At 64.4% G+C, this 22,564-nt stretch carries 22 protein-coding genes; 6 read left to right on the top strand and 16 right to left on the bottom strand.

Translation table 11 applies throughout. From position 1 onward, the window contains the following. Positions 1 to 114 precede the first annotated feature (114 nt). The gene (locus ACEOAC_RS09290) at positions 115 to 369 is read right to left on the bottom strand and encodes a hypothetical protein (RefSeq protein ID WP_077236434.1); all 255 of its coding nucleotides are present in this window, start codon (positions 367 to 369) and stop codon (positions 115 to 117) included. 103 nt (positions 370 to 472) lie between these two features. On the opposite strand from ACEOAC_RS09290, the gene ACEOAC_RS09285 reads away from it, so the two are divergent. Further along, positions 473 to 1,411: a LysR substrate-binding domain-containing protein gene (locus ACEOAC_RS09285; protein ID WP_077236433.1), complete on the top strand. Its 939-nt coding sequence runs from the start codon at positions 473 to 475 to the stop codon at positions 1,409 to 1,411. Between the two features lie 23 nt (positions 1,412 to 1,434). On the opposite strand, the gene ACEOAC_RS09280 is transcribed toward ACEOAC_RS09285, so the two are convergent. The 5 genes from ACEOAC_RS09280 to ACEOAC_RS09260 form a co-directional block, all read right to left on the bottom strand. Further along, positions 1,435 to 1,752 carry a putative quinol monooxygenase gene (locus ACEOAC_RS09280; RefSeq protein WP_006712853.1) on the bottom strand — a complete coding sequence of 106 codons (318 nt, stop codon included), beginning with the start codon at positions 1,750 to 1,752 and terminating at the stop codon, positions 1,435 to 1,437. Between the two features lie 127 nt (positions 1,753 to 1,879). Next, on the bottom strand, positions 1,880 to 2,812 hold the full coding sequence (locus ACEOAC_RS09275) for a metal ABC transporter substrate-binding protein (RefSeq protein ID WP_077236431.1): 933 nt from the start codon (positions 2,810 to 2,812) through the stop codon (positions 1,880 to 1,882). A gap of 31 nt (positions 2,813 to 2,843) precedes the next feature. Then, a complete protein-coding gene (locus ACEOAC_RS09270) occupies positions 2,844 to 3,728 on the bottom strand; it encodes a metal ABC transporter permease (protein ID WP_077236430.1) in 885 nt (294 codons plus the stop codon). After that, positions 3,725 to 4,576 (bottom strand): metal ABC transporter ATP-binding protein, encoded by an 852-nt coding sequence (locus ACEOAC_RS09265; protein WP_241813352.1) that lies wholly within the window; start codon positions 4,574 to 4,576, stop codon positions 3,725 to 3,727. The genes ACEOAC_RS09270 and ACEOAC_RS09265 overlap by 4 nt, the downstream gene beginning before the upstream one ends. Before the next feature lies 1 nt (position 4,577). Then, positions 4,578 to 4,709 carry a hypothetical protein gene (locus tag ACEOAC_RS09260; protein ID WP_256385243.1) on the bottom strand — a complete coding sequence of 44 codons (132 nt, stop codon included), beginning with the start codon at positions 4,707 to 4,709 and terminating at the stop codon, positions 4,578 to 4,580. Positions 4,710 to 4,981: 272 nt separating this feature from the next. Here ACEOAC_RS09260 and ACEOAC_RS09255 point away from each other — a divergent pair, with 272 nt between their 5' ends. The 4 genes from ACEOAC_RS09255 to ACEOAC_RS09240 all read left to right on the top strand — a co-directional run bounded on the left by ACEOAC_RS09255 (position 4,982) and on the right by ACEOAC_RS09240 (position 8,496). Then, positions 4,982 to 5,566 (top strand): DUF2796 domain-containing protein, encoded by a 585-nt coding sequence (locus tag ACEOAC_RS09255; RefSeq protein WP_413444640.1) that lies wholly within the window; start codon positions 4,982 to 4,984, stop codon positions 5,564 to 5,566. A gap of 126 nt (positions 5,567 to 5,692) precedes the next feature. Further along, positions 5,693 to 6,427: an ABC transporter ATP-binding protein gene (locus ACEOAC_RS09250; protein ID WP_413628805.1), complete on the top strand. Its 735-nt coding sequence runs from the start codon at positions 5,693 to 5,695 to the stop codon at positions 6,425 to 6,427. Next, positions 6,424 to 7,701: an ABC transporter permease gene (locus ACEOAC_RS09245; protein WP_413628804.1), complete on the top strand. Its 1,278-nt coding sequence runs from the start codon at positions 6,424 to 6,426 to the stop codon at positions 7,699 to 7,701. The genes ACEOAC_RS09250 and ACEOAC_RS09245 overlap by 4 nt, the downstream gene beginning before the upstream one ends. Before the next feature lie 15 nt (positions 7,702 to 7,716). Continuing rightward, the gene (locus ACEOAC_RS09240) at positions 7,717 to 8,496 is read left to right on the top strand and encodes a DUF3299 domain-containing protein (protein WP_413628803.1); all 780 of its coding nucleotides are present in this window, start codon (positions 7,717 to 7,719) and stop codon (positions 8,494 to 8,496) included. A gap of 1,487 nt (positions 8,497 to 9,983) precedes the next feature. Here the strand turns inward: ACEOAC_RS09240 and ACEOAC_RS09235 are convergent. From ACEOAC_RS09235 to ACEOAC_RS09195, 9 genes are all read right to left on the bottom strand, one after another. Then, complete coding sequence (locus ACEOAC_RS09235; RefSeq protein ID WP_006464252.1) at positions 9,984 to 10,652, bottom strand: DUF2026 family protein; 669 nt, start codon at positions 10,650 to 10,652, stop codon at positions 9,984 to 9,986. Between the two features lie 465 nt (positions 10,653 to 11,117). Continuing rightward, complete coding sequence (locus ACEOAC_RS09230; protein ID WP_006464251.1) at positions 11,118 to 11,426, bottom strand: hypothetical protein; 309 nt, start codon at positions 11,424 to 11,426, stop codon at positions 11,118 to 11,120. Between the two features lie 504 nt (positions 11,427 to 11,930). Next, positions 11,931 to 13,130, bottom strand: a complete 1,200-nt coding sequence (locus ACEOAC_RS09225) for a M20 aminoacylase family protein (RefSeq protein WP_413444349.1) — start codon at positions 13,128 to 13,130, stop codon at positions 11,931 to 11,933. Then, complete coding sequence (locus tag ACEOAC_RS09220; RefSeq protein ID WP_413444350.1) at positions 13,127 to 14,548, bottom strand: M20 family metallopeptidase; 1,422 nt, start codon at positions 14,546 to 14,548, stop codon at positions 13,127 to 13,129. The genes ACEOAC_RS09225 and ACEOAC_RS09220 overlap by 4 nt, the downstream gene beginning before the upstream one ends. 91 nt (positions 14,549 to 14,639) lie before the next feature. Then, entirely contained in the window at positions 14,640 to 15,488 is an 849-nt protein-coding gene (locus ACEOAC_RS09215; RefSeq protein ID WP_413444351.1) for an ATP-binding cassette domain-containing protein, read from the bottom strand. Continuing rightward, the gene (locus ACEOAC_RS09210) at positions 15,485 to 16,498 is read right to left on the bottom strand and encodes an ABC transporter ATP-binding protein (protein ID WP_413444352.1); all 1,014 of its coding nucleotides are present in this window, start codon (positions 16,496 to 16,498) and stop codon (positions 15,485 to 15,487) included. The genes ACEOAC_RS09215 and ACEOAC_RS09210 overlap by 4 nt, the downstream gene beginning before the upstream one ends. 19 nt (positions 16,499 to 16,517) lie before the next feature. After that, a complete protein-coding gene (locus ACEOAC_RS09205; protein ID WP_233207626.1) occupies positions 16,518 to 17,462 on the bottom strand; it encodes an ABC transporter permease in 945 nt (314 codons plus the stop codon). Positions 17,463 to 17,478: 16 nt separating this feature from the next. Then, positions 17,479 to 18,396: an ABC transporter permease gene (locus ACEOAC_RS09200; protein WP_006464245.1), complete on the bottom strand. Its 918-nt coding sequence runs from the start codon at positions 18,394 to 18,396 to the stop codon at positions 17,479 to 17,481. A gap of 126 nt (positions 18,397 to 18,522) precedes the next feature. Next, entirely contained in the window at positions 18,523 to 20,061 is a 1,539-nt protein-coding gene (locus ACEOAC_RS09195; RefSeq protein WP_413444353.1) for an ABC transporter substrate-binding protein, read from the bottom strand. A gap of 361 nt (positions 20,062 to 20,422) precedes the next feature. On the opposite strand from ACEOAC_RS09195, the gene ACEOAC_RS09190 reads away from it, so the two are divergent. Further along, positions 20,423 to 21,334, top strand: a complete 912-nt coding sequence (locus ACEOAC_RS09190; RefSeq protein ID WP_006464243.1) for a LysR family transcriptional regulator — start codon at positions 20,423 to 20,425, stop codon at positions 21,332 to 21,334. Between the two features lie 139 nt (positions 21,335 to 21,473). Here ACEOAC_RS09190 and ACEOAC_RS09185 read toward each other — a convergent pair whose 3' ends face one another. Next, positions 21,474 to 22,556, bottom strand: coding sequence for an autotransporter domain-containing protein (locus ACEOAC_RS09185; protein WP_413444354.1), 1,083 nt, complete (start codon positions 22,554 to 22,556; stop codon positions 21,474 to 21,476). Positions 22,557 to 22,564: the final 8 nt, after the last annotated feature.

The following is a 22,564-nucleotide window of genomic DNA, read 5'->3' as shown; positions in this document are numbered from 1 at the left end:
TTTCTTCAGGCGCATCGGGCCTGGTGCTGCAGGTACTGCTGACATCTACCGGTATTTCAACTTGCGCGTCGCGCCGGAATGCGGCCGACCTACCGTCGATAGTCGAAGTCGGTATCAGATCTGCGATTGCAGCTTCCACACGGCGTGCAGGTGGCTGTGATCCAGTTGACGCAGACGGACTTCCATTTCGAAGTGATCGGTCACGCCGTCGAAATAGGCGGCATCCTGCATCTCGGCAGCATCGTTGCGCACAGGCTTGAGGGCGTGGGCGGCGATGACTTGCTGGACGGCAAACTTCACCAGCTCGACCAGCGAGCGCAAATTGTTAGAAAAACCGGCATCTTTTGCCAATATACTCACGGAGTTCATTGCAACTTCCTTCTGTTTAACGTTTGGGTGATTGAAGAATAAGGTCGCCCCTGGCGTTTGCAAAGCAACATTTTCCGACACCACTATAAGTTTTTCTTACATCATGTCGTCTTCCCTGCCCCCGTTGAAAGCCCTCAAAGTGTTCGAAGCGGCAGTCCGGACGCGGAGTCTGACGCTGGCGGCACATGAACTTTTCATCACCCATAGCGCGGTCAGCCAGCAGATCAAGTCACTGGAAGAGTATTTCGAACAACCGTTGTTTTTACGCCAGTCGCGTGGCGTGGAGCCCACAGAAGCGGCCCTGGCCTTCTATGCCGAGGTCAAGGCCAGTCTGGACCGCATCGCACTTGCGGCAGAGCAACTGTCACTGGCCGGCAAGAGCCGCGTGGTGCGGCTGATCGCCGCGCCCTCGGTGGCCATGCGCTGGCTGATCCCGCGCCTGTCGCAGTTCCAGATCGACAACCCGCGCATCGAGGTAAGGGTGACCACGACCATGTCGGAGTATTTCGAGGATGTGAAGGATCCGTTCGACGTGATCCTCTGGCGCAGTCCGCTGGAACGCAGCGGCTATGAATGTGTGCGTTTCCTGGATGACGTATCGGTGCCGCTGGCCTCGCCGCACTTTCTGGAGACGCACAAGATCACGGTGCCACGGGACCTGGTGGAGGTGCCGCTGATCCACCTCTCCAGCCGCTCGGCGGCCTGGTCGCAGTGGCTGGGCAAGGCCGGAGTAGCGGTGCGGCGCAAGATGCCGGGCACCGTCTATGAACACTTCTTCCTGAGCTTGCAGGCCGCGGCCACCGACCTGGGCGTGGCCATGGGGACCTTGGCGCTGGTGGACGACGACCTCGCCCACGGCCGGCTGATCCAGCTGTTCCCGGAGGTGGTGCTGCATGGAGAGGGCTTCCACATGATGTATCGCAGCAGCGCCGAGACCAACCCGGCGCTCAAGACCTTCATCATGTGGTTGAAGCAGATGGGACAGGCGTCCGCCTTCGATGCCCAGCGCACCTGGCCGGCGGACTTCCCCGGCGAGCACTGAGGCGGCACCGGGGCAGGATCGCTTCAGTCGGCCGACTTGAGCACGTGCACCTTGCGGTCGGCGATCAGGTCCTTGGACTTGTCGCGGTAATCCAGCATGTGCGGCAGGGTGAAGTGCAGGCGCAGGGCATCCTCGTCCTTCCACTTCTCGACGAAGGCGAAGGTATCCGGCCCCATCGGCGCCTGGTTCGGGCCAAAACCGTCGACATCCACCACCAGACCGTATTCGATGCAGCCGGCTTCGGCGCGCACGGCGGCCAGGTTGGCGCGGGCCAGGGCCAGCAGGTCTTCACGCTTGCCGGGCTTGGCAGTGATGATGGCGACGACGGTAACGGTGCTCATGCGGGGATTCTCCTGATGTTGTTGATGGACATGCCGCCAGCCTGGCGGCGCGGGCCATCAGCATACGCGATTTGGACGCCGCCTGCCCTTTCGCGAGGGAGACGGTGTCCGGCACCCGCTTCAGACCTCAGTTCAGACGAATCTTTTCCAGCAACTGCGTGATGTTGTAGCGCATGAGCGTCAGATAGTCCGGTGCCGGGCCGGCGGCCGGCGAGAGCGCATCGGCGTAGAGCTTGCCGCCCGGGGCGGTGCCGGATTCGCGGGCGATCTGCTGCAGCAGCTTGGGATTGCTCATGTTCTCGAAGAACAGGGCCTTGATCTTTTCGCTGCGGATCTGGCGGATCAGGGCGGCGACATCGCGGGCGCTGGGCTCGCTATCGGTGGAGACACCCTGGGCCGCCAGGAAGCGCACCTTGTAGCGGGCGCCGAAGTATTCGAAGGCATCGTGCGAGGTGATCACCTTGCGCTTGGCGTCGGGAATCTGGCCGAACTGGCGGGCCGCCCAGGCATCCAGGTCCTGCAGCTTGGCGACGTAGGCCTCGCCGTTCTTGCGATAGACCTCGGCGCCGGCCGGGTCCAGCTTGGCCAGCGCGGCGACGATGTTGCGGGTATAGACGATCACGTTCTGCGGGTCCTGCCAGGCGTGCGGATCGTCCTTGCCATGGTGCGCATGCGCGCCGCCGTGATCATGCTCGTCCTCGTCCTCCCCCACGCGTTCGCGGGCCTTGATCCCGGCCGAGGCCACCACGATGGGGCCGCGATAGTTGGCCGATTGCGCCAGGCGCTCCATCCAGCCTTCGAAACCCAGGCCGTTGACCACGATCAGTCGGGCACGCGCGACCGCCTTGATGTCGTCCGGCGCCGGCTGGAAGACGTGGGCGTCTTCATCCGGTCCCACCAGGGTGGAAACGCTGATGCGATCCCCGCCGACGTTGGCGACGATGTCGCCCAGGATGCTGAAGCTGGCCAGCACCGGAATGCGCTCGGCGGCAACGGCCGGCAGGGTTAGCGCCAGGGCCAGCACGGCCAGCAGCGCAGAGAGGGGGCGAAACAGTTTCATGGTAGCTCCGGGGAAGGAAAAACGAAGGTATTCAAGCCTGCAGGTGGGGCCGGCGCAGCAGGCGCGGCAGCCAGCCACGGGGTGCAAACAGCAACGAGGCGGCATACAGCACGCCGGCGCAGACGATGATGACCGGCCCGGACGGCACCGAGGCGTAGTAGGAAATGAGCAGCCCGGCATACCCCGCCAGCGCCGCCTGCAACACGCTGTTGCACAGCTGTGCCGGCAGCGTGTCGTGCCACAGCCGGGCCGACACCGCCGGCAGCATCATCAGCCCCACGGCCATCAGGGTCCCCAGGGTCTGGAACGACGCCACCAGGTTCATCACCACCAGCATCAGGAACACCTGCTGGTAGATCGCCCCGCCACTGCGGCTGCCCACGGCCATGTACGAGGGATCGAAACTCTCCAGCAGCAGGCCGCGATACAGGGCTGCAATGCCCAGCACGCTGGCGCTGGCCACGCCGGCGATGAGGACCAGGCCTTCACTGTCCACGCCCAGCACATTGCCGAAGAGGATGTGCAGCAGATCGAGCTGGGTGCCGTGGCGCGAGATCAGGATCACGCCCAGCGCCAGTGCCACCACATAGATGGCGGCCAGGCTGGCATCTTCCTTGAGCTCGGTGTGCCGGCTGATCCAGCCGGCCACCGCCACCACCAGCACGCCGGCAGCAAACCCGCCGATCGACAGGGCCGGCAGCGACAGGCCGAAGAAGATGAAACCCACCGCCACCCCCGGCAACACGGCATGGCTCAGGGCCTCGCCGAACAGGCTCATGCGGCGCAGGGTCAGCAGCACGCCCAGCGGGGCGCTGCCCAGGGCCAGCGCGAAAGCGGCCACCAGCGCACGGCGCATGAAGGAAAATTCCTGGAACGGCGCAATCGCCAGTTGCTGGACGGTCGTCAGCACGCTCATTGCAGGCCTCCCTTGGCGACGGCGGGATGCGGATGCTGCGCCTGCCCGTGCGGATGGGAATGGGCATGTTCATGCGCCGGCCGCAATGCGCCGGACAACGCCAGCACCTCGGCCTCGCTGACTGCACACACGCCGGCATGCTCATCGACCGCTTCGGCCATGGCACGGGCACGTTGCAGGTTATCTTCGCACATCACCTCGGCCGTATCCCCCCAGGCCACCACATTGCGCGCCAGCAGCAGGGTCTGCGGGAAGGCACGACGCACCTGGTCGTGGTCGTGCAGCACCGCGATCACGGTACGACGTTCCGCATGCCAGGCCGAGATGATGCGCAACAGGTCGCCGGTGGTACGGGCATCGATGGCATTGAAGGGTTCGTCCAGCAGGATCACCTCGGCATCCTGCAGCAGGATGCGGGCAAACAGCACGCGCTGGAACTGCCCCACCGACAGGCTCGACACCGCCCGCCCGGCAAAACCGTCCAGCCCGACCGCGGCCAGTGCCTGGATGGCGCGGGCGCGCATGGCGGCATCGATACCGCCCCAGTTGCCCTTGGCCTGCCAGTAACCCAGCAGCACGCAATCCAGCACATTGATGGGGAAGCTGCGGTCGATCTCGGCCTGCTGCGGCAGGTAGGCGATGCGGCGCGCATCGACATGGGTATGGACCCGGCCGTCGTTGCAGGGCACCAGGCCCAGCATGCTCTTGAGCAAGGTGCTCTTGCCGGCGCCATTGGGACCGACGATGGCGGTCAGCGAACCACGTGCGAAACTGCCGTTGACGTGGTGCAAGGCCGGATGGCGGCGATAGCTGACGGTCAGGTTGTCCAGCGAGATGGCGGCATCCATGTCAGCCCTCCCCCAGCGCCCAGTGCACGCCCAGCCACAACAGCAGCAGCACCGGCAGGACTGCGAGCACGCGCTGCCACCACGGGCTGGCGAGCACGCCTTGCTTCAAGAGAAAACGAGAGAAAACCGACACGGCAGAGACCTGAGAAGAATGAAGGGTACCCGGGCAGATCGCAGCGGCGGCCAGCGGCCGCGCCTGCGGAAGCCCCTTGCGCAACCGAGTTGCAGAAACAGGGAAAGGAAGCATTATAATGCAACCCTGTTGCAGAATGTAACAAGCCTGAATTTTCGGTCCCGGCCGGGTCACAATGCGGGCTAGCTGCGGTGCTCCAATGCTGTGCTCCGAGAGCCATAGACGGTCTACCGTCATCCCATCCACCCAAGATACGTACACGAAAGCCACCCATGTTCCGTTCCCGTCCCCTGCTGCCCTTGCTCCTCCTGTCCCTGGCCAGCCTGCCTGCGCTGGCGGCCGACGATGCGCACGACCATCATGGCAACCATCCGGCGCACGTGCATGGCGTGGGCAAGCTGGACCTGGCGCTGGAGGGCAACACCCTGACCCTGCACCTGGATACCCCGCTGATCAACGTGGTCGGCTTCGAACACGCTGCCAACAGCGCACGCGACAAGGACACCATACGCGCCGCCGCCAAGACCCTGCGCGACGTCGGCCGCCTGTTCGTCACCGATGCCGCGGCCCAGTGCAAGCCGGCCGAAATCCAGCTGGAATCGGCCGTGCTGCCGCCAGCCCTGCTGGGAGAAAAGACCCCCGCCAGCGCGCCGACCGCCCCTGCTGACGGCCATGCCGACCTGGATGCCGATTTCACCCTGGTCTGCGCCACCCCCGGCGCGCTGACCACGGTGGACGCCAGCGGCCTGTTTGCCGCCTTCCCCGGTTTCCAGCGCATCGACGTGCAGCTGGCCACCCCCAAGAAGCAGGGGGCCGCGCAACTGGTGCCGGGCACTGCATTGATCCCGCTGAACTGAGTCCGCTGAACTGAGTCCACTGCAGAGATCCGGGCCGCCCGGCGCCGTCAGGCCCCTGACAGCCGCAGCGGCTATCCTTGGCGATCCGTCCCGCGCGGGTCGCCTTTCCTGTCCTTCCGGTTGGTCATGAATTTTTCCGCTCCCCCTTCCCCGGCCGCCGCCATCGCCATACGGGCGCTCCGCTTCACCTGGCCCGGCCAGGATCACCCTGCCCTGGCGCTGGAATCGCTGCAGGTGGCGGCGGGCGAGCATGTCTTCGTCAGCGGTCCCAGCGGCAGCGGCAAGAGCACCCTATTGGCCGCCATCGGCGGCATCATCGTGCCCCAGGCCGGGCAGATCGATGTGCTGGGACAGCCCCTGCACACGCTCTCGGCGGCGCGCCGCGACCGTTTCCGGGTGGACCACATCGGTTTCATCTTCCAGCAGTTCAACCTGCTGCCGTATCTCTCCATCATCGACAACGTGCTGTTGCCCTGCCAGTTCTCGGCCTACCGCAAGGAGCGTGCTCGCCAGCAGGGGGCCGACCTGGCCACGGTGGCACAGGCGCTGCTGGCAGCCCTGGACCTGGCGCCGGCGCTCTGGAAGCGCCCGGTGACCCAGCTCTCCATCGGCCAGCAGCAGCGGGTGGCGGCAGCGCGCTCGCTGATCGGACGGCCCGAGGTCATCGTCGCCGATGAACCCACCTCGGCCCTGGACAGCGACCGCCAGCAAGCCTTCCTCGACCTGCTGCAGCGCGAATGCGCGCAGAGCGGTGCGGCACTGGTGTTCGTCAGCCACGACCAGCGCCTGGCCGAGCGCTTCGACCGGCGCATCGCGCTGGAACAGATCAATCACGCCGCCCGTCCCGAGGAGGCCGCATGAAGCTGCTGCTGCGCCTGGCCGCCCACAGCGCCTGGAACCGTCGGTTCACGCTGGGCCTGATGCTCTTGGCCATCGCCCTGTCCACCACCATGCTGCTGGGCATCGAACGGGTGCGCCACGAAGTGCGGGCCGGGTTCTCGCAATCGGTTTCCGGCACCGACCTGGTGGTGGGTGCCCGCACCAGCCCCATCCAGTTGATGCTGTATGCCATCTTCCGCATCGGCGGGGCCACCAACAACATGGGCTGGGACAGCGCGCTCACGCTGGCGCGCAATCCGGCCGTGGCCTGGACCATTCCGATCTCGCTGGGGGACTCGCACCGTGGCTTCCCGGTGCTGGCCACCAATGGCGACTACTTCAGGCATTTCCGCTACGGCAGCGGCTTGCCCCTGAAGCTGGCCCAGGGCCAGCCTTTCAGCGGCGTCTTCGATGCCGTGCTGGGCGCAGAGGTCGCCGAGAAGCTTCACTACCAGTTGGGCGATGTGATCATCCTCTCGCACGGCATGGGCAGTGTCGGCGGCCGCAGCCTGACCCAGCATGCGGACAAGCCTTTCAAGGTGGTCGGCATCCTGGCGCACACCGGCACGCCGGTGGACCGCACGGTGCATATCGGGCTGGACGGCATGCAGGCCATCCACCTCGACTGGGAAGGCGGCGCGCCCATGCCGGGGCTGCACATCCCGGCCGAATTCGTCAAGAAATTCGACCTCACCCCCACCAGCATCACCGCCGTGCTGGTGGGCCTGAAGAGCCGCGCCCGGGTGTTCGCCCTGCAGCGTGACATCGCCGATGGCGATGGCTTCAGGGAGCCCTTGATGGCAGTCCTCCCGGGCGTGGCGCTGGACCAGTTGTGGGATGTCGTGGGCATTGGCGAAAACGCCTTGCTGGTGGTCTCCGGCATGGTGATGGTGGTGGGACTGGCCGGCCTGGTGGCGGCGATCCTGGCCAGCCTGGGCGAGCGGCGGCGCGAGCTGGCGATCCTGCGCTCGGTCGGGGCGCGCCCGCTGGATGTGTTCCTGCTGCTGTGCGTGGAAGGCCTGGGCGTGATGCTGGCCGGCGTGCTGGCCGGGCTGGTGCTGCTGAGCGCGCTGGTATGGGCGCTGGGGCCGCTGCTGGCGGACCACTTCGGCATCCTGCTGCAGCCCTCATGGCCGGGACCGGGCGAATTACAATTGCTGCTCTGGACCGTGCTGGCCGGCCTCGTGGCCAGCCTGCTGCCGGGCTTGCGGGCGTACCGCCTGAGCCTGTCCGACGGCCTGGCCCCGAAAATCTGATCTGGACGCATCACGATGAAGACTCTTTACTGGATAGGCGGCATCGTCGCCGCCGGCCTGCTGGTCGGTACCGGCGTGCGCCTGCTGGGCCATGCCGACGCCCAGGCAGCTGCGCCGACAACGGCGCCTGCCGCCAACGCCAACAACCACGGCAGCGCAGGCGGCCCGCTGGCCGGCGCGGTACCGGCGGTCACGGCCCGTGCCGCCGCCGGTAGCACCGTCAGCGGCGTGGCGGATGCCAGCAGCGGCCAATACCAGGTCGGCGAACAGCTCAAGCAGAGCCCCGCCGTCACCGACCAGCCTTACCAGGCCTCGGGCAAGCTGGTCAACGGTTACCAGGAAATCGCCTGGGAAGCGCTGATCCCCAAGGACTGGGACCCGATGGCGCCGTTCAAGGGCCTGAAGCTGGACCAATTGACCGACGACGATCCACGCGCCGACGCGGCCTTGTGGAAGGCCAAGAAATACTGGAAGGACGCCCCGGTGGATGCCTCCATGGAAGGCAAGCCGGTGCGGCTGCCCGGCTTCGTGGTCTCGCTGGACCGCGAAGGCGAGGCGCTCAAGGAATTCCTGCTGGTGCCCTACTTCGGCGCCTGTATCCATGTCCCGCCGCCGCCTGCCAACCAGATCATCCACGTGCGCAGCGCCAAGGCCGTCAAGAACGTGCGCACCATGGATGCCGTCTGGATCAGCGGGGTGATCAAGGTGGAGCGCTCCGACTCCTCCATGGGCGCCTCCAGCTACAGCATGAAGGCGGTCAGCGTCGAACCCTATACGGCTCCGGACAAGGGCTGATCACTTTCCCTACCCCGAGGGGTTTATCCCCAGCTTCTCCTCTTCCCCGTCAGGGCCTGCGCCAGGCAGGCCCTTATCCACACTTTCCGGGGGCAAGCTTGTGGACAAGGCTTTGACAAGCCTCCCAAGCCCTTGATTACAAAGCCTTTTCTTTCCACGCCTTCGCACCGCGCAAGCAATGCGCAAACACCCTGCCCGGATTTCCCAACGCATCGCTGCTGCCCCACCGTGACGGATATCCACATTTTTTGGGAGCAAGCCTGTGGAGAAACGCTGGGCAAGCCAGACAAGCCATTGATTCCAAAGCGCTTTTGCCCGGCGGCGCAGGTAGTGGCAAAAAATGAGCAGCTGCCTGTCGACCACTTGCCTGCCGCGCGGCACGCGGCTGTCCACATTTTCTGGTGGCAAGCCTGTGGAGAAGGTCTTGACAAGCCATTCAAGCGATTGATTTCAAACAACTTTTCGTTGATGCAACAAAGCTCGGCAAAGGCCTGGAAACGGACCAGAATCCTCTCCCGGAGGCACATTCCCAGGATCGGGACGCTGCTTGTCACCGGTCTTTGGCGGATATCCACATTTTTTGGGAGCAAGCCTGTGGACAATGCCTTGGCAACACGATCAAGTCCCTGATTTACAAGGATTTTTCATGTTCGACGCAGTCCGTGGCAGCGAACAGGCATCGAGCGCCAGGCCAGATGGGGCCTGGGTTTTGGCGAGATATCCCCGCATTTTGGTGGCAAGCCTGTGGACAAGGGCTGGACAAGCGCCTTAACACATTGATTCAAAAGGATTTTCTTGTTTCGACCACAATAAAATCAGTATCGACCACCTGGCCGGCGCCGGACGGATATCCACATGTTTTGGTGGCAAGCCTGTGGACAAGCGCTTAGCAAGCGAGGCAAGTATCTGAAAGCAAAGGGAAAACAGCGGGAGTGCAAGCGGTGGGCAGCGGGAAGGATCAGGCAGGGAGGCCACGGGCCAGGGGCGCCAGCAAAACCGGCCAAAGAGGGGTCGACGCACCCCGCGCCGCGCACCGTCAGGCTAGCGCCCGGCGGGAAGGGAGGACCGCGGCTTCCAACACGTGTGCGTACTGCCGGGTTACGACGCCACTGTCCGGCATGGGCGTGAAGCTTGAAGCAAGGGAATCCGGCTGCCCGGCAGAAAAAAGCCTGCGATGCGCTCGCATCGCAGGCAAAACATCTGCACAGGTACAGAGGAGACAGGCGGCAGTCTAGCCAGCCCGTATGACCGTGCAATGACAGTGGAAGAAATGTGAAGGAAAAGGCGGAACGCGCGGAGTGGGAACGAGGTGGAGAGAAAGAAGCACTGTCATCAAGCCGTCACATCAGCGACCTAATATAGGAACCCTAGTGCGGTACATGCAACCGATATGCATGATCGTACGGTGTGTTGGACGCCTGTCCAGCACACCCTCCCCTCGGAGGCATTCGCCTCATTGCCGTCCCCGTAAAAAGCAACGATGCACCTTACCAGACGCCGTCGATACGCGTGGCTTGCAGCTTGATGCGCGAGACTTCGCCATCGGCGCCCTGCAGGGCCAGATCGTCCGGCATCGCCTTGGGCGGCTTGCGGAACCATTCCAGACAGAGTTGCGACAGATTGGTCAGGGCTTTCTTGGCCATGAACTGCTGCAGCAGTTCGCGCGTGAGTTCCAGATTGGGGGCCAGGTGGAAGTCACCGGCTTGCGCCAGCCCTTGCACGCTCTCGCGCATGCGCCCGAGGTCCTTCTGGAACATCTGGCGCGGCACCGGCAGCGGATGGCCGGCCGACACCAGCAGTTCCTGGAACAGCGGCGCCATGAAGTCGATGGCATAGCCGTCGCACTGCACCCAGGCGTGGAACGCATCGTGGGTACTGGCCACGCTCTGGCCGTCGTCGGCCAGCGTGCCGAAGGACAAGGCACCGCCACCGTCCTCGCGGATCAGATAGAAGGCGGCACCGGCGACCGGAAAGGCATTGCGCTTGTAGAACTTCTTGAGGATCTGCGCCGCAGTGACGCTGAAGAAGAAACTGGCGGCCGGGATATCGGCTTCCACGCTGTGCAGCACGGAATGGATGACGCGGAAGATGCGTTGGTAATCGGCCAGGGGAATCAATGGGCGCAGGGACTGCGCGGAGGAGGATGAGCTTTGCATGGGCGCTATTTTCTCATGGAAAAGAACGGGCAAGCCGCTAGGCCGCTTCACGCAAACGCCGCACTGCACGTCTGCGTCGCGTGACGCGCGCTTTGGAACAAAAGCGGCTGCACGACTTGCCGTTCCACCCTCAAGAGATATTTGCTGCTACTGCCGTACTACTACTGCTACTACTACTGCCACTGCAACTGCTACAACAACTGCGACTGCGACGACACCGACCACTGCAACTGCTACGACAACTGCAACCGCGTTACAACCTTGGCTCATGCTCGCTGCTGCCTGCTGCTCACTGCTACTGCGGAAACTGCCGATACTGCCGTATTGCCGTATCACCTTGTTGCAGGCACTACCCCTAGAACCTGCAACGCTACTGCTTCACTGCTTTACTGCTTTACTGCTCCACTACTCCCCCACCTGCCACTTCCCCTCTTTACCGCTCCCCTCCAGATTCCCCTCAGGTATTCAGTCAGACTTCTTCTGCTCCGGCATGAAGCAGGTGCAATCCACATCGTGATACTGGGCGCAATGCTGCAACGAAGGCCGGGTCAGACCATTGTTGAACATCGAGCGTTCATCCCGTTCCACGGCCGCGTAGCGCATGGCGTTGGCCAGCGGCAGACGGTTCTCGGCCAGTTCATCGAGCGATACTTCCAGGCTGCCCCACTCGCGGTCGGTCCTCACGAAGAGGTACATCAACACGGTGCAGAACACCAGGTAACTGATGAACATCAGGGTGATTTCACCCGGTACGGATTCGGTGATGAAGTGCATGACTGGCTCCTGGCAAGATACTTCGGCGAGGTCTTGCGTGCCAATCGCGACTCCACTGTGATGCCGGGAATCAAAAGCACAGACCGCGTTTCATTGGTTCCCATGGTAGTCATCCGGCCGGGCGTCGAACATCGGGGAATTCCTGACCCCGCCACACCGCCTGATCCAGCTCAACAGCAGGCGGGCACTGGGCTGGCGGGTCGCGAGAGGGATCTCGCAGGGGCAGCGGCGATCACGTGGCAGTCACGACGGAGTTACGTTCCCGCGCGAATCCTCGTCGTGACAACGACAGGTGCTTCGGGGAAACATGCAAAAAAGAAACCCGCCAGGCTTGCGCGTGGCGGGTTCAGGCTCGAATTGTCCAAGTCCAGGACGTCTGAGGAGACGCACTCACTGTAACGGCGCGCCGTGGCGGCGGCAACGAAGCATTCGTCATGCGCTTATGCACTGCCGGAATATGCGCCGCAGAGCAGCGCCCGCCATCAACGTGCCACCAATGTGGCATCAGCCCGGCTTGACCGGCATCCAGCGCTCCACCAGCCGGGTCCAGTAGGCCGCGCCGACGGGGATGTTGTCGTCGTTGAAATCGTAGCCGGCATTGTGCAGCATGGGCTTGCCCTGGCCATTGCCCACGCGCAGGAAGCAGCCTGGCCGCTGCTGCAGGAAGTAGGCGAAGTCTTCGCTGCCGGCAATCGGTCCGAAGGGGGCGATCACCTTCTCCGGCCCCACCAGTTCCTCGGCCACGCTGCGGGCGAAGTCGGTCTCGGCCTCGCTGTTGACCAGCACCGGATAGCCGCGCAGATACTCGATGCTGGCCTGCGCGCCATAGCTCTCGGCGTGGGTGCTGACCAGGGCGCGGATGCGTTGCTCCAGCAGCTCGCGCACTTCCGGCTTGAAGGAGCGCACGCTCAGCTCCATGGTGGCAAATTCGGGAATCACGTTGGATGCCTTGCCCGCATGCAGGCTGCCCACCGTGACCACGGCAGTTTCCATCGGATCGACATTGCGCGAGACGACGGTCTGCAAGGCCATCACCAGGCTGGCCGCGGCCACCACGGGATCGACCGACAGGTGTGGGCGGGCCGCGTGGCTGCCCCGGCCGGTGATGCGGATCTTGACCGTATCGCAGGCCGCCATGAAGGGGCCGCTGCGGAACATGAAGGTGCCGGTCTCCACGCCCGGATGATTGTGGATACCAAACACGGCGTCGCAGGGGAAACGTTCGAACAGACCGTCGGCCAGCATCTTCTGCGCGCCGCTGTCGAAGCCGGCTTCTTCCGCCGGCTGGAAGATCAGGTTCAGGGTGCCGTCGAAATGGCGGGTACGCGCCAGGTGTTTGGCCGCGCCCAGCAGCATGGCGGTGTGGCCGTCATGGCCGCAGGCATGCATGGCGCCGGGCTTGATGCTGGCCCAGTCCAGACCGGTCTCTTCCTGGATCGGCAGGGCATCCATGTCGGCCCGCAGGCCGATGCTGCGCGTGCTGCTGCCTGCGCGCAGGGTGGCCACCAGGCCGTTGCCACCGATATGGCGGGTCACGGCATAGCCCCATTCCTGCAGGCGCTCGGCCACCAGTGCGGCGGTATCGACTTCCTGGAAAGACAGCTCGGGATGCTGGTGGATATGGCGGCGCAGGCCGGTGATTTCGTCGTGGAGGTCGTGCAGGTCGGCGACCTCGCACAGCTTGTGCGGGTGGGGGTGATTCATGTCTTCTCCGGTGATGGGGCGCGTCGCGCCAGCACTTGCCGGCCCTGCTCGGCCAGGTCCCAGAACAGACCCGCCATCAGTTGCAGCGACTCGCGCGACACGCTGGCCAGTATATGCTCGTTGGGCGCGTGCTGTGAGCAGGCCGGATAGGAGTGCGGCACCCACAGGGTCGGCAGGCCCAGGGTTTCGGAGAACACGTCATTGGGCAGCGAGCCGCCCAGGTTGGGCAGGAGCGTGGGCTGCTTGCCACTGGTCTCCTGCATCGAGGCCAGGCCCCAGCGCACCCATTCGTCGTCCGGGTCGAGCCGGGTGGCGGCGAACTGCACGCCCGAGAGCGTGACCTCGATGTCGTCATAGCCATGCTCGTCCAGATGGGCGCGGATGTGCTCGATGAAGTGCGCATCGTCGCTGCCGACCACGAAGCGGATCTGGCAATGCGCGCTGGCCTGGCCGGGGATGGCATTGACCGGCGCCTCGGGATTGCCGGTCTTGAAGGCCAGCACTTCCAGCGTATTCCAGCCGAACACGCGCTCGGCCGGGGTCAGGTCGGGCTCGCCCCAGTCTTCGTCGATCTCGGGGTCGGTCGGTCCACCACCCAGCTTCACATCAGCCAGGGCCTTGCGCACGCTGGGCGGCAGCGAATCCGGCAACAGCGCCGGCACGCGGATGCAGCCGTGCTCGTCGACCAGGCAGGCAATCGCATTGGCCAGCCGCACACCGGGGTTGCGCAACAATCCGCCCCAGTTGCCGGAGTGGTGGCCGCCATCACGCAAATGGCACTTCAGGTCGAAGTTGCAGCCGCCGCGCGAGCCCAGGAACATGGTCGGCGTGGGTGCATTCACACGCGGCCCGTCGGAGGCGATGAAGAGGTCAGCCTTCAGGCGCTCGGCATATTGCTGGCAGACCGCGTTCAGTCCGGGGGAGCCGGTTTCCTCGCCCATTTCCAGGATCAGCTTGACGTTGTAGCCCAGCTTGCCGCCACGCACCTTCATGACCTCTTCCAGCGCGGCGAAGTTGATGGTGTGCTGGGCCTTGTTGTCGGCGATGCCGCGCCCATACCAGCGCTCACCCTCGACCACGATCTCCCACGGCGACAGGCCGTTGCGCCACTGCTTGTCGTAACCGCGCACCACGTCGCCATGACCGTAGGTCAGCAGGGTGAAGGCGGCGCCCTCTTCCATGCGCTCGGCGATCAGGAAGGGGCTGCCGCCGGGCAGCGGGTTGTCGATGATCTCGCAGCCAAAGCCCAGCGACTGCAGATAGGGCGTGATCTCCTGCTGCAGGTAGTCGTACAGGATGGGACGGCTCGCCGGTTCCTGGCTCTCGGTGCGGATGGCCACGCGGCGCTTGAGCGTGTCCATGAAACGGCCGTCGTCGAAGTAGGCTTCCACGCCGGCGATGGCTTGTGCTCTGCTCATGCTGCTGCTCCTCTGTAGGTGTGGTTGTGATCGCTGTGATCGCTGTGATGGTTGTGATGGTTGTGATGGTTGTGATTCGGGGGATACGTCCTCACGCCGCCGCAGCCAGGGCCGGGATGCCGAGTCCTGGTTCGGGCGTAAGCGCGGAGGCCAGCAGCATGCGGGTGTAGGGATGTTGCGGATCGCTGAAGATCTGCTCGCGGCTCTGCAGTTCGACGATGCAGCCCTGGTTCATCACCGCCACCCGGTCCACCAGATGCTCCACCACGCCCAGGTCATGGCTGATGAAGAGATAGGTGAGACCGAACTCGGCCTTCAGGTCCAGCAACAGGTTCAGGATCTGCGCCTGTACCGACACATCCAGGGCCGAGGTCGGCTCGTCGCAGATGAGGATGTCGGGCCGCAGGATCAGGGCGCGGGCGATCGCCACGCGCTGGCGCTGACCACCGGAGAGCTGGTTCGGATACTGGGCATGGGTGCGCTCGGGCATGCCGACCAGGTCGAGGATGTCCTTGACCTGGCGGGCGCGGTCGGCGGCCGTGCCGATGCCGTGCAGCTTGAGCGGCAGGCCGACGATCTCGCCCACGGTCTTGCGCGGGTTGAGCGAGGAATACGGGTCCTGGAAGATCGGCTGGATATGGCGCGCATGTTCCTTGCGCTGGGTCGGATCGACTTCCTGGCCGTTGATGAGCACATTGCCCGAGGTCGGTGCCAGCAGGCCCAGCAGCATCTTGGCCAGGGTGCTCTTGCCGCAGCCGGATTCACCGACCAGGCCCAGGGTCTCGCCGCGATACAGCCGTAGCGACACATCGTTGACCGCTTTCAGTTGGCCTGGCGGCTGGAACAGACCGCGTTTCATAGGATAGACCTTGGACAGCGCGCACAGCTCCAGAGCGATGTCGCCCAGCGGGGCCGACGGCAGGGGACGATGGTCATTCATGCTGCCACCTCCATGGCGGACGCGAGTGAAACGGGAACATCGAGCTTGTGACAGCGCGCCGCGTGCGGTGCAGCCGCACTGCCCTGCTGCACCATGGGCGGATCGGTCTCACAGACGCTGTCGGCCAGCGCGCAGCGATTGCGGAAGGCGCAGCCACTGACCTGACCGACCAGGCTGGGCACCACGCCGGGAATGGCCTGCAGGCGGCTGCCCGGCGGCGTCTTGCCGCGCACCGGGATGCAATTGAGCAGACCCCGCGTGTAGGGATGACGCGGCTGCGCAAACAGCGAGCCGACATCGGTGGTCTCCACCACCTGACCGGCATACATCACCGCCACCCGGTCAGCGATGCGCGAGACCACGCCCAGGTCGTGGGTGATGAAGATGACGGCCGTGCCGAACTCCTGCTGCAGCTCGCGGATCATGCGCAGGATCTGCGCCTGGATGGTCACATCCAGCGCCGTGGTCGGCTCATCGGCGATGATCAGATCGGGATTGCACATCAGCGACATGGCGATCATCACCCGCTGCCGCAGGCCGCCGGAGAGCTGGTGCGGGTACTGGCGCAACCGGTCCTCGGCATTGGTGATGCCGGTGCGATGCAACAGGTACAGGGCGCGCTCGCGGGCCTCGGCGCGGGTGACGCCGGGCTGCTGCAGCATGGCCTCGCAGAGCTGGTTACCCAGCGTGTAGGCGGGGTTCAGCGAGGTCATCGGCTCCTGGAAGATCATGGACATGCGCTTGCCGCGCAACTGCCGCAACTGCTTCTCGCTCATGCCGTTGAGGTCCATGCCATCGAAGCGGATGTGGTCGGCGCTGCACTGCGCCTTGCGCGGCAGCAGCCCCATCAGGGCCAGCGAGGTCATGGACTTGCCACAGCCCGATTCGCCGACCAGGCACAGCATCTCGCTCCGGCGCACCTGGAAATCGATGCCGCGCACGGCGTGCAGCGTACCGCGCTCGGTGGGCAGGTCCACCTTCAGATTCTTCACGTCCAGCAATACGCTCATGGTGTGCTCCCGGTGGGGTTCAGTTACGGCCGTCGGGCGCGTTGACATCGCGCATGCCATCGCCGACCAGGTTGATGGCCAGCACCAGCAGTGCCAGCGCCACGCCTGGGATGACGATCACCCACGGCTTGAAGAACATGTAGGTCTTGCCCTCGGCCACCATCAGGCCCCAGGACGGCGTCGGTGGTTGCACACCCAGGCCGAGGAAGGACAGCGTGGCCTCCAGCAGGATGGCGTGGGCCATTTCCAGGGTGACCACCACGATCAGCGCGCCCATGATGTTGGGCAGGATTTCGCGCAGCAGGATGTAGGGCGTGGAGGCGCCGATGGCCTTGGCGGCGGCGATGAATTCGGCGTCCCGCAGTTGCTGCGTGGCCGAGCGCGTGACCACGGCGAAACGGTCCCACAGCAGCAGCCCCAGCAGCAGGATCACCACCTTCAGCGAACCGCCCACCAGCGAGGCCATCGCCAGCGCCACCAACACCACCGGCATGGCCAGACGGGTGGTGATGAGGTAGCTGATGAAGGCATCGGTACGACCGCCGAAGTAACCGGCCAGCACCCCCAGGGTGGTGCCGATCAGGCCCGAGATCAGGGCGGCGGCGATGCCGATGGTCAGCGACACGCGGGCGCCGTAGATCAGGCGCGAGAGATAGTCGCGGCCCAGCTTGTCGGTACCGAGGATGTGTTCCCAGCTACCCTGGGCCTGCCATACCGGCGGGATCAGGCGCGCCGTCACATCCTGGTCGAAGGGATCGTGCGGCGCCAGCAGGGGCGCGAAGATCGCCGCCAGCACGATCACGGCCAGGATGGCGGTACCCAGCATCAGGCCACGATGACCGAGCAGGCGACGCAGCTTGCGGCGCCAGGCCGGCAGCGGCGGCAATGCCGCCTGCAGCAGGGGCGTGGACGAGGTGGATGGCGTGGAAGGCATGGTGACGGTGGTACTGGAAGTGGCGGTCATGTCGGCTCCCATGGGCTCAACGGGTACGGATGCGCGGATCGAGCAGCGCATTGATGACATCAGCCAGGAAGGTCAGGCCGATGTAGAACATGGCGATGATCAGCACCACGGCCTGCACCACCGGATAGTCATTGCGGGAGATGGCGTCCCAGGCCAGCTGGCCCAGGCCCTGCATGGAATAGACCGACTCGATCACCACCGAGCCGCCCAGCATGAAGCCCAGTTCTACCGCCGCCAATGCCACCACCGGGATGACCGCATTGCGCAACGCATGCTTGAACACCACCCGCGACTTGGACAGGCCCTTGGCGCGGGCGGTGCGGATGTAGTCCGAACCCAGCACCTCCAGCATGCCCGAGCGCGTCAGGCGCATCATGGCCGGCATGGCGTAGTAACCCAGCGCCACCGCCGGCAGGACGAAGTGCTGCCAGCTCTCGTTGCCGGCCACCGGCAGCCAGTGCAGCGTGACGGCGAAGATCAGGATCAGTGTCAGCCCGAACCAGAAGCTGGGCATGGCCTGCCCGACCACGGCAATCATCAGCGCCACGCGGTCCAGCCAGGTATCGCGATAGATGGCCGCCAGCACGCCCAGCGGGATGGCGGTGAGAATGGCCAGCAGCAAGGCACTGCCACCCAGCTTGAAGGTGATCGGCAGGCGTTCGGCGATCATCTCCATGACCTGTCCCTGGAAGTAGAAGGACTTGCCGAAGTCCAGCTGCACCGCACGACCGAGCCAGTCCGCATATTGCGTGGTGAGCGGACGGTCCAGACCGAACTGGGTGCGTACCGATTCGACCTGGGCGGCGGTGGCCTCCGGCCCGGCGATGGAGACCGCCAGGTCACCCGACATGTGCAGCAGGGAAAAACTGACGACGGATACCGTCAGCGCCACGCACAGGGCGATGGCCAGGCGGCGCAGGATGTAGATCAACATGGCGACCCTTCATTGAAGATTATTGCGTGATTCATCCAACACCCATCACCTACCGTTCGGACTGAACAGGCCCCAGGGGCCGTATAAGGCGCTCAGGACGAACGGTAACCTGGACGACTGCCAGACTTACTTCCAGGAAGTCTCGTAGAAGCGCGGCAGCTCATCCGGGTAACCCTGGAAATTGAGCTGGGCGTTGTAGGCGTAGAAGGTCGAATAGGAGAACATCGGCGCCACGTAGGCCTGCTTGGAAATCAGTTCCTGGGCCTTGGTGTAGTTGGCCTTGCGCACCGCCGGATCGATCGAGGTATCGGCCGTCTGCAGGTACTGCTGCAGTTGCGGGTCCTTGGTGATGTCATCGGCGCCGCCCTTGAAGTAGACACCGGCGAAGGCCGAGGTATCGTTCATCGAGAACGAGCCCCAGGAGTAGAAGCTCATTGGCGTCTTGCCGCTGCGGTACTCGGTCTGCAGGGCGGCAAACTTCATGTAGTGCAGGCGGGCGCGGATGCCGACCTTGCGCAGGTCACCGATGATGGCCTCGGCCACTTCGCGTTCGCGATAGGCATAGATGTCGGTATCGAAGCCGTTCGGGTAGCCGGCCGCGGCCAGCAGTTCCTTGGCCTTGGTGGGGTTGTAGTCAAACTTGATGGCGGCATTGCTGTCGCAACCGAACTGGGTGCGGAAGCAGGCGGTATAGACCGGCTGGCTGCCGCCGCGCATCAGGTTCTCGGCATAGCCCTTGCGATTGATCGCATGGTTGACCGCCTGGCGCACGCGCACATCCTTGAACGGCGAATTGGGGGCCGAGGTACCGGTGGTGTCGAGGGTGATGAAACCGACCCGCATGGTCTCACCGCTCTGCACCGCCAGCTTGGGATTGGTCTTGAGCGAATCGGCCTGGTCCGGCGGCACGCGCCAGATCCAGTCGATGGCGCCGGTCATCAGTTGGGCGGCGCGGGTTTCCGGATCGGGGATCACCACGAACTTGATGTTGCCGATCGAAGGCTGGCCCTGCGGACTGTCCTTGAAATAATTGGTGTTCTTGACCGGGGTCACGCCCTGCCCCGGAGTGACACTGGTGACCTTGTAGGGGCCGGTGCCGATGGGCGCCTTGGAAAAGCCTTCCAGGCCGACCTTCTTGAAATAGGCGGCGGGATAGATCGGCAGCGGACCGGCCAGGTATTCCAGCGCTGCCGGGAACGGTCCCTTCAGGTTGATGCGCACCTTGTAGTCGCCCAGCTTGTCGACGCTCTTGATCCAGTCGGTGTTCTGGCGCGTGACGGCCTTGGATTCGGGCGAGACCGCATAGTTGAAGGTGAACACCACATCATCGGCGCCGAACTTGTCACCGTTCTGGAATTGCACGCCCTGGCGCAGGTCCAGCACCAGGGCCGTGGGCGACTCCCACTTCCAGGCGGTGGCCAGTTGCGGCTTGTATTCGTTGGTCTTGGGATCGCGATAGACCAGCGTGTCCCAGATCAGGTGGGCCAGGATCACGCCTTCACGCATGTTGTTGTGATACTGGCTGATGTTTTCGACTTCGCTGTCGGAGGCATAGACCAGGGTGTCGTTGGCCTTGTTGGCATGGGCCGCAAAGGCCGTCATGGCGCCCGCCACCAACACTGCACATCGTGACCAGCCCAGCATGGATTTCTGTAGTGCGTTCATTCCAGCCCCTTCATTCGAATAAGAGAATTGTGAAAAAACAGCGACGTCGAAGGGCATACTAGGCTAGGATTTATCGATGCCACAATCATCAAATTTCTATGCCTGCGTTCGCAAACCAGCAACGCATAATTTGTGCACCACAATGTACACACCCCTGCCAAAGCCGCATCGCTACTGGGCCGGGGCCCTTGGCGCAGGTGCAGCATCGGCGTGCGGACGAAGGACGAAGGCCTTGCACCAAAGGCGTGAGGCGCGCACCAAATAAAGCAGTCTCCCTTGCTGCAAGCCGGCGCGAAAAGAAGGTCAGCATTGGTCAGGAATCGGGATTGATCCGAGCTGACCGCATCCAACGAGGTCAATGATGAAATCGCAGCATCTGCAAGACACCGCCCTGCGTTACTTCCTGGAAGTCGTTCGCTGCGGCTCCATCAGCGAGGCGTCGCAACGGCTCAACGTGGCCAGCTCGGCCATCAGCCGACAGATCAGCAGCCTGGAGGAAATCCTGGACACGGTGCTGTTCGAACGGCGGCCACGCGGCATGGTGCTCTCGGCCGGCGGTGAGATGCTGGCCGCGCATGCGCGCAAGATGGCGCTGGAGGCCGACCGCGTGGTGGCCGACCTGCAAGCCCTGAAGGGCTTGCGCAGCGGGCGGGTCCGGCTGTCGGCCTCGGAGGGGTTCGCCATCGACTTCCTGCCGCGCGTGATCAACGCCTTCCAGAAGAAGTATCCGGGCTTCGTGTTCCAGTTGTTCGTGGGCGCGCCGGCCGTGGTCTCGCGCCAGGTGCGCGAGGGCAATGCGGACATCGGGCTGACCTTTGCGCGCCTGCCCGAGCCGGAAATCAAGGTGGTGCACCGGCAGCCGGGACCGATCGGCCTGGTGATGCGCAACGACCATCCACTGGCGCGTTTCCGTCATCTCTCGCTGGGGCAGCTGAAGCCTTACCCGATGGCCCTGCCCGACCCCACCACGACGCTGCGCCAGCTCTTCGACATCGCCTGCAGCCGGCAACAGGTGGCCATCGAACCGGTGATGACCAGCAACTACATCCAGGCCCTGCACAACTACGTGCTGGACAACGATGCGCTCTCCATCACCGGCGACGTCACCGTGCGCTACCGCATCGCGCGCGGGGAACTGACCATGCGCCCCATCCGCGACTGTCCTGCCGATGGGCGCTTCGTCGAGGTGCAGACGCTCGCCGGCCGGACCCTGCCGCGCAGTGTGGAAATCTTCCTGGACTACCTGGTGGCCGAGCTGAGCAAGGATCTGTGAGCGCCTGCCACCTGTAGCCCGGCCAACGAACATCCTCTCCCCGGCGCCGCTCAACGACCCGTAAACGCCATGCGGCCGCTACGAGAGCGGCCGCATGGGGACTTCAGGGTTTCAGCGTGTCAGCGCATCCACGGACGGATCAGAAGCGCCAGCGCGCCTTGACCGACGCCGACTGGTTGATAAAGCCGCTGCGGCCTTCGGCATCGTAGCGCAAAGCGATGTCCGTCATCTTCGGCAGCTTGAAGCCATAGCTCACACCCGCCTTCAACAGCCACGGCGAGTGCGACGGTCCTGGCGTGGTGAAGGCCTGGCCCGGTGCACCCGCATAGGTGGCCACCAGTTCGTCACGGCCGTTGATGACATCGTAACTGACCCCCATGTGGCCGCTGATCTGCGACGACGGCGTCAGCACGTAGTTCAGCCGCGCACCGGTGCCGAGCAACAGCGCTTCGCTGCTCTTGCCCTGTACCGACAGGTTCAGGTCCCCGGCTCCCCTCTCGGTGTAGGACGGGCTCTGCAGACGGGTGTAGTCGATCTGCAGGGAAGGCACCAGACTCATCACTTCAGTCAAGGGCAGAGTGAATGAAGCGCTGGTCCCCAGATGCGCATCCCAGCTGTGGAAGCGGCTGGTGGCAGTGCGGTGCAGGCTACCGAACCGCATCTCGCGCGACAGCCGGTTGCCGTTGCGACCCAGATCCGCCTGCCAGGTCAGCGATAGCTCGCCCAGCGGGGCAGTACCGTAGAGGGCCACCACGTTGGACTCGAGACGGCTGCGGCTGCCGGTACCGGTGAGGGCGGTATTGCCGTTGGCCTTGGTGCTGGCATAGGCGTAAGAAAGGCCGATGCGTCCGTTGCCCAGGCCCATCTCGGCACCGGTCGCCATGCCCCAGGTACTGGCGCTGAAGCCGGATTCACCGTTGCGGTCACCCTGGTTGGTGCGCGACTCGAAGGGCATGAGCCAGACCTGGCGATCACTGCCAGTCTCACCCGACGACACCCCGCTGCCGACACCTGCGCCGCCGACGCTGCCGATCTCGGCGCGGGCTGCGATGACGCGATTCACCGACGCCATGGAGCCACGAATGGCACCGGAGCCGACATTGCTGGGCAAGGTCTGGCTGGCGGCGCGTTGCACGCTGGCAGCATCCGGCAACCGGGCGATCGTAGCGGCAACCTCAGCCATATCCTTGGTGGACGGCGCCTGGATCTGTTGGCCCAGCACCGGTGCAA

Source organism: Herbaspirillum frisingense (assembly GCF_047325095.1).
GTDB lineage: Bacteria > Pseudomonadota > Gammaproteobacteria > Burkholderiales > Burkholderiaceae_D > Herbaspirillum > Herbaspirillum frisingense.
Note: the sequence above shows the minus strand (reverse complement) of the source record. Positions and strands in the feature narration are given on the sequence as shown.

Bases quoted from the DNA above. Each gene is read 5' to 3' on its own strand.
- ACEOAC_RS09290 (WP_077236434.1), bottom strand. From the start codon at position 369: ATGAACTCCGTGAGTATATTGGCAAAAGATGCCGGTTTTTCTAACAAT.
- ACEOAC_RS09285 (WP_077236433.1), top strand. From the start codon at position 473: ATGTCGTCTTCCCTGCCCCCGTTGAAAGCCCTCAAAGTGTTCGAAGCG.
- ACEOAC_RS09280 (WP_006712853.1), bottom strand. From the start codon at position 1,752: ATGAGCACCGTTACCGTCGTCGCCATCATCACTGCCAAGCCCGGCAAG.
- ACEOAC_RS09275 (WP_077236431.1), bottom strand. From the start codon at position 2,812: ATGAAACTGTTTCGCCCCCTCTCTGCGCTGCTGGCCGTGCTGGCCCTG.
- ACEOAC_RS09270 (WP_077236430.1), bottom strand. From the start codon at position 3,728: ATGAGCGTGCTGACGACCGTCCAGCAACTGGCGATTGCGCCGTTCCAG.
- ACEOAC_RS09265 (WP_241813352.1), bottom strand. From the start codon at position 4,576: ATGGATGCCGCCATCTCGCTGGACAACCTGACCGTCAGCTATCGCCGC.
- ACEOAC_RS09255 (WP_413444640.1), top strand. From the start codon at position 4,982: ATGTTCCGTTCCCGTCCCCTGCTGCCCTTGCTCCTCCTGTCCCTGGCC.
- ACEOAC_RS09250 (WP_413628805.1), top strand. From the start codon at position 5,693: ATGAATTTTTCCGCTCCCCCTTCCCCGGCCGCCGCCATCGCCATACGG.
- ACEOAC_RS09245 (WP_413628804.1), top strand. From the start codon at position 6,424: ATGAAGCTGCTGCTGCGCCTGGCCGCCCACAGCGCCTGGAACCGTCGG.
- ACEOAC_RS09240 (WP_413628803.1), top strand. From the start codon at position 7,717: ATGAAGACTCTTTACTGGATAGGCGGCATCGTCGCCGCCGGCCTGCTG.
- ACEOAC_RS09235 (WP_006464252.1), bottom strand. From the start codon at position 10,652: ATGCAAAGCTCATCCTCCTCCGCGCAGTCCCTGCGCCCATTGATTCCC.
- ACEOAC_RS09230 (WP_006464251.1), bottom strand. From the start codon at position 11,426: ATGCACTTCATCACCGAATCCGTACCGGGTGAAATCACCCTGATGTTC.
- ACEOAC_RS09225 (WP_413444349.1), bottom strand. From the start codon at position 13,130: ATGAATCACCCCCACCCGCACAAGCTGTGCGAGGTCGCCGACCTGCAC.
- ACEOAC_RS09220 (WP_413444350.1), bottom strand. From the start codon at position 14,548: ATGAGCAGAGCACAAGCCATCGCCGGCGTGGAAGCCTACTTCGACGAC.
- ACEOAC_RS09215 (WP_413444351.1), bottom strand. From the start codon at position 15,488: ATGAATGACCATCGTCCCCTGCCGTCGGCCCCGCTGGGCGACATCGCT.
- ACEOAC_RS09210 (WP_413444352.1), bottom strand. From the start codon at position 16,498: ATGAGCGTATTGCTGGACGTGAAGAATCTGAAGGTGGACCTGCCCACC.
- ACEOAC_RS09205 (WP_233207626.1), bottom strand. From the start codon at position 17,462: ATGACCGCCACTTCCAGTACCACCGTCACCATGCCTTCCACGCCATCC.
- ACEOAC_RS09200 (WP_006464245.1), bottom strand. From the start codon at position 18,396: ATGTTGATCTACATCCTGCGCCGCCTGGCCATCGCCCTGTGCGTGGCG.
- ACEOAC_RS09195 (WP_413444353.1), bottom strand. From the start codon at position 20,061: ATGAACGCACTACAGAAATCCATGCTGGGCTGGTCACGATGTGCAGTG.
- ACEOAC_RS09190 (WP_006464243.1), top strand. From the start codon at position 20,423: ATGAAATCGCAGCATCTGCAAGACACCGCCCTGCGTTACTTCCTGGAA.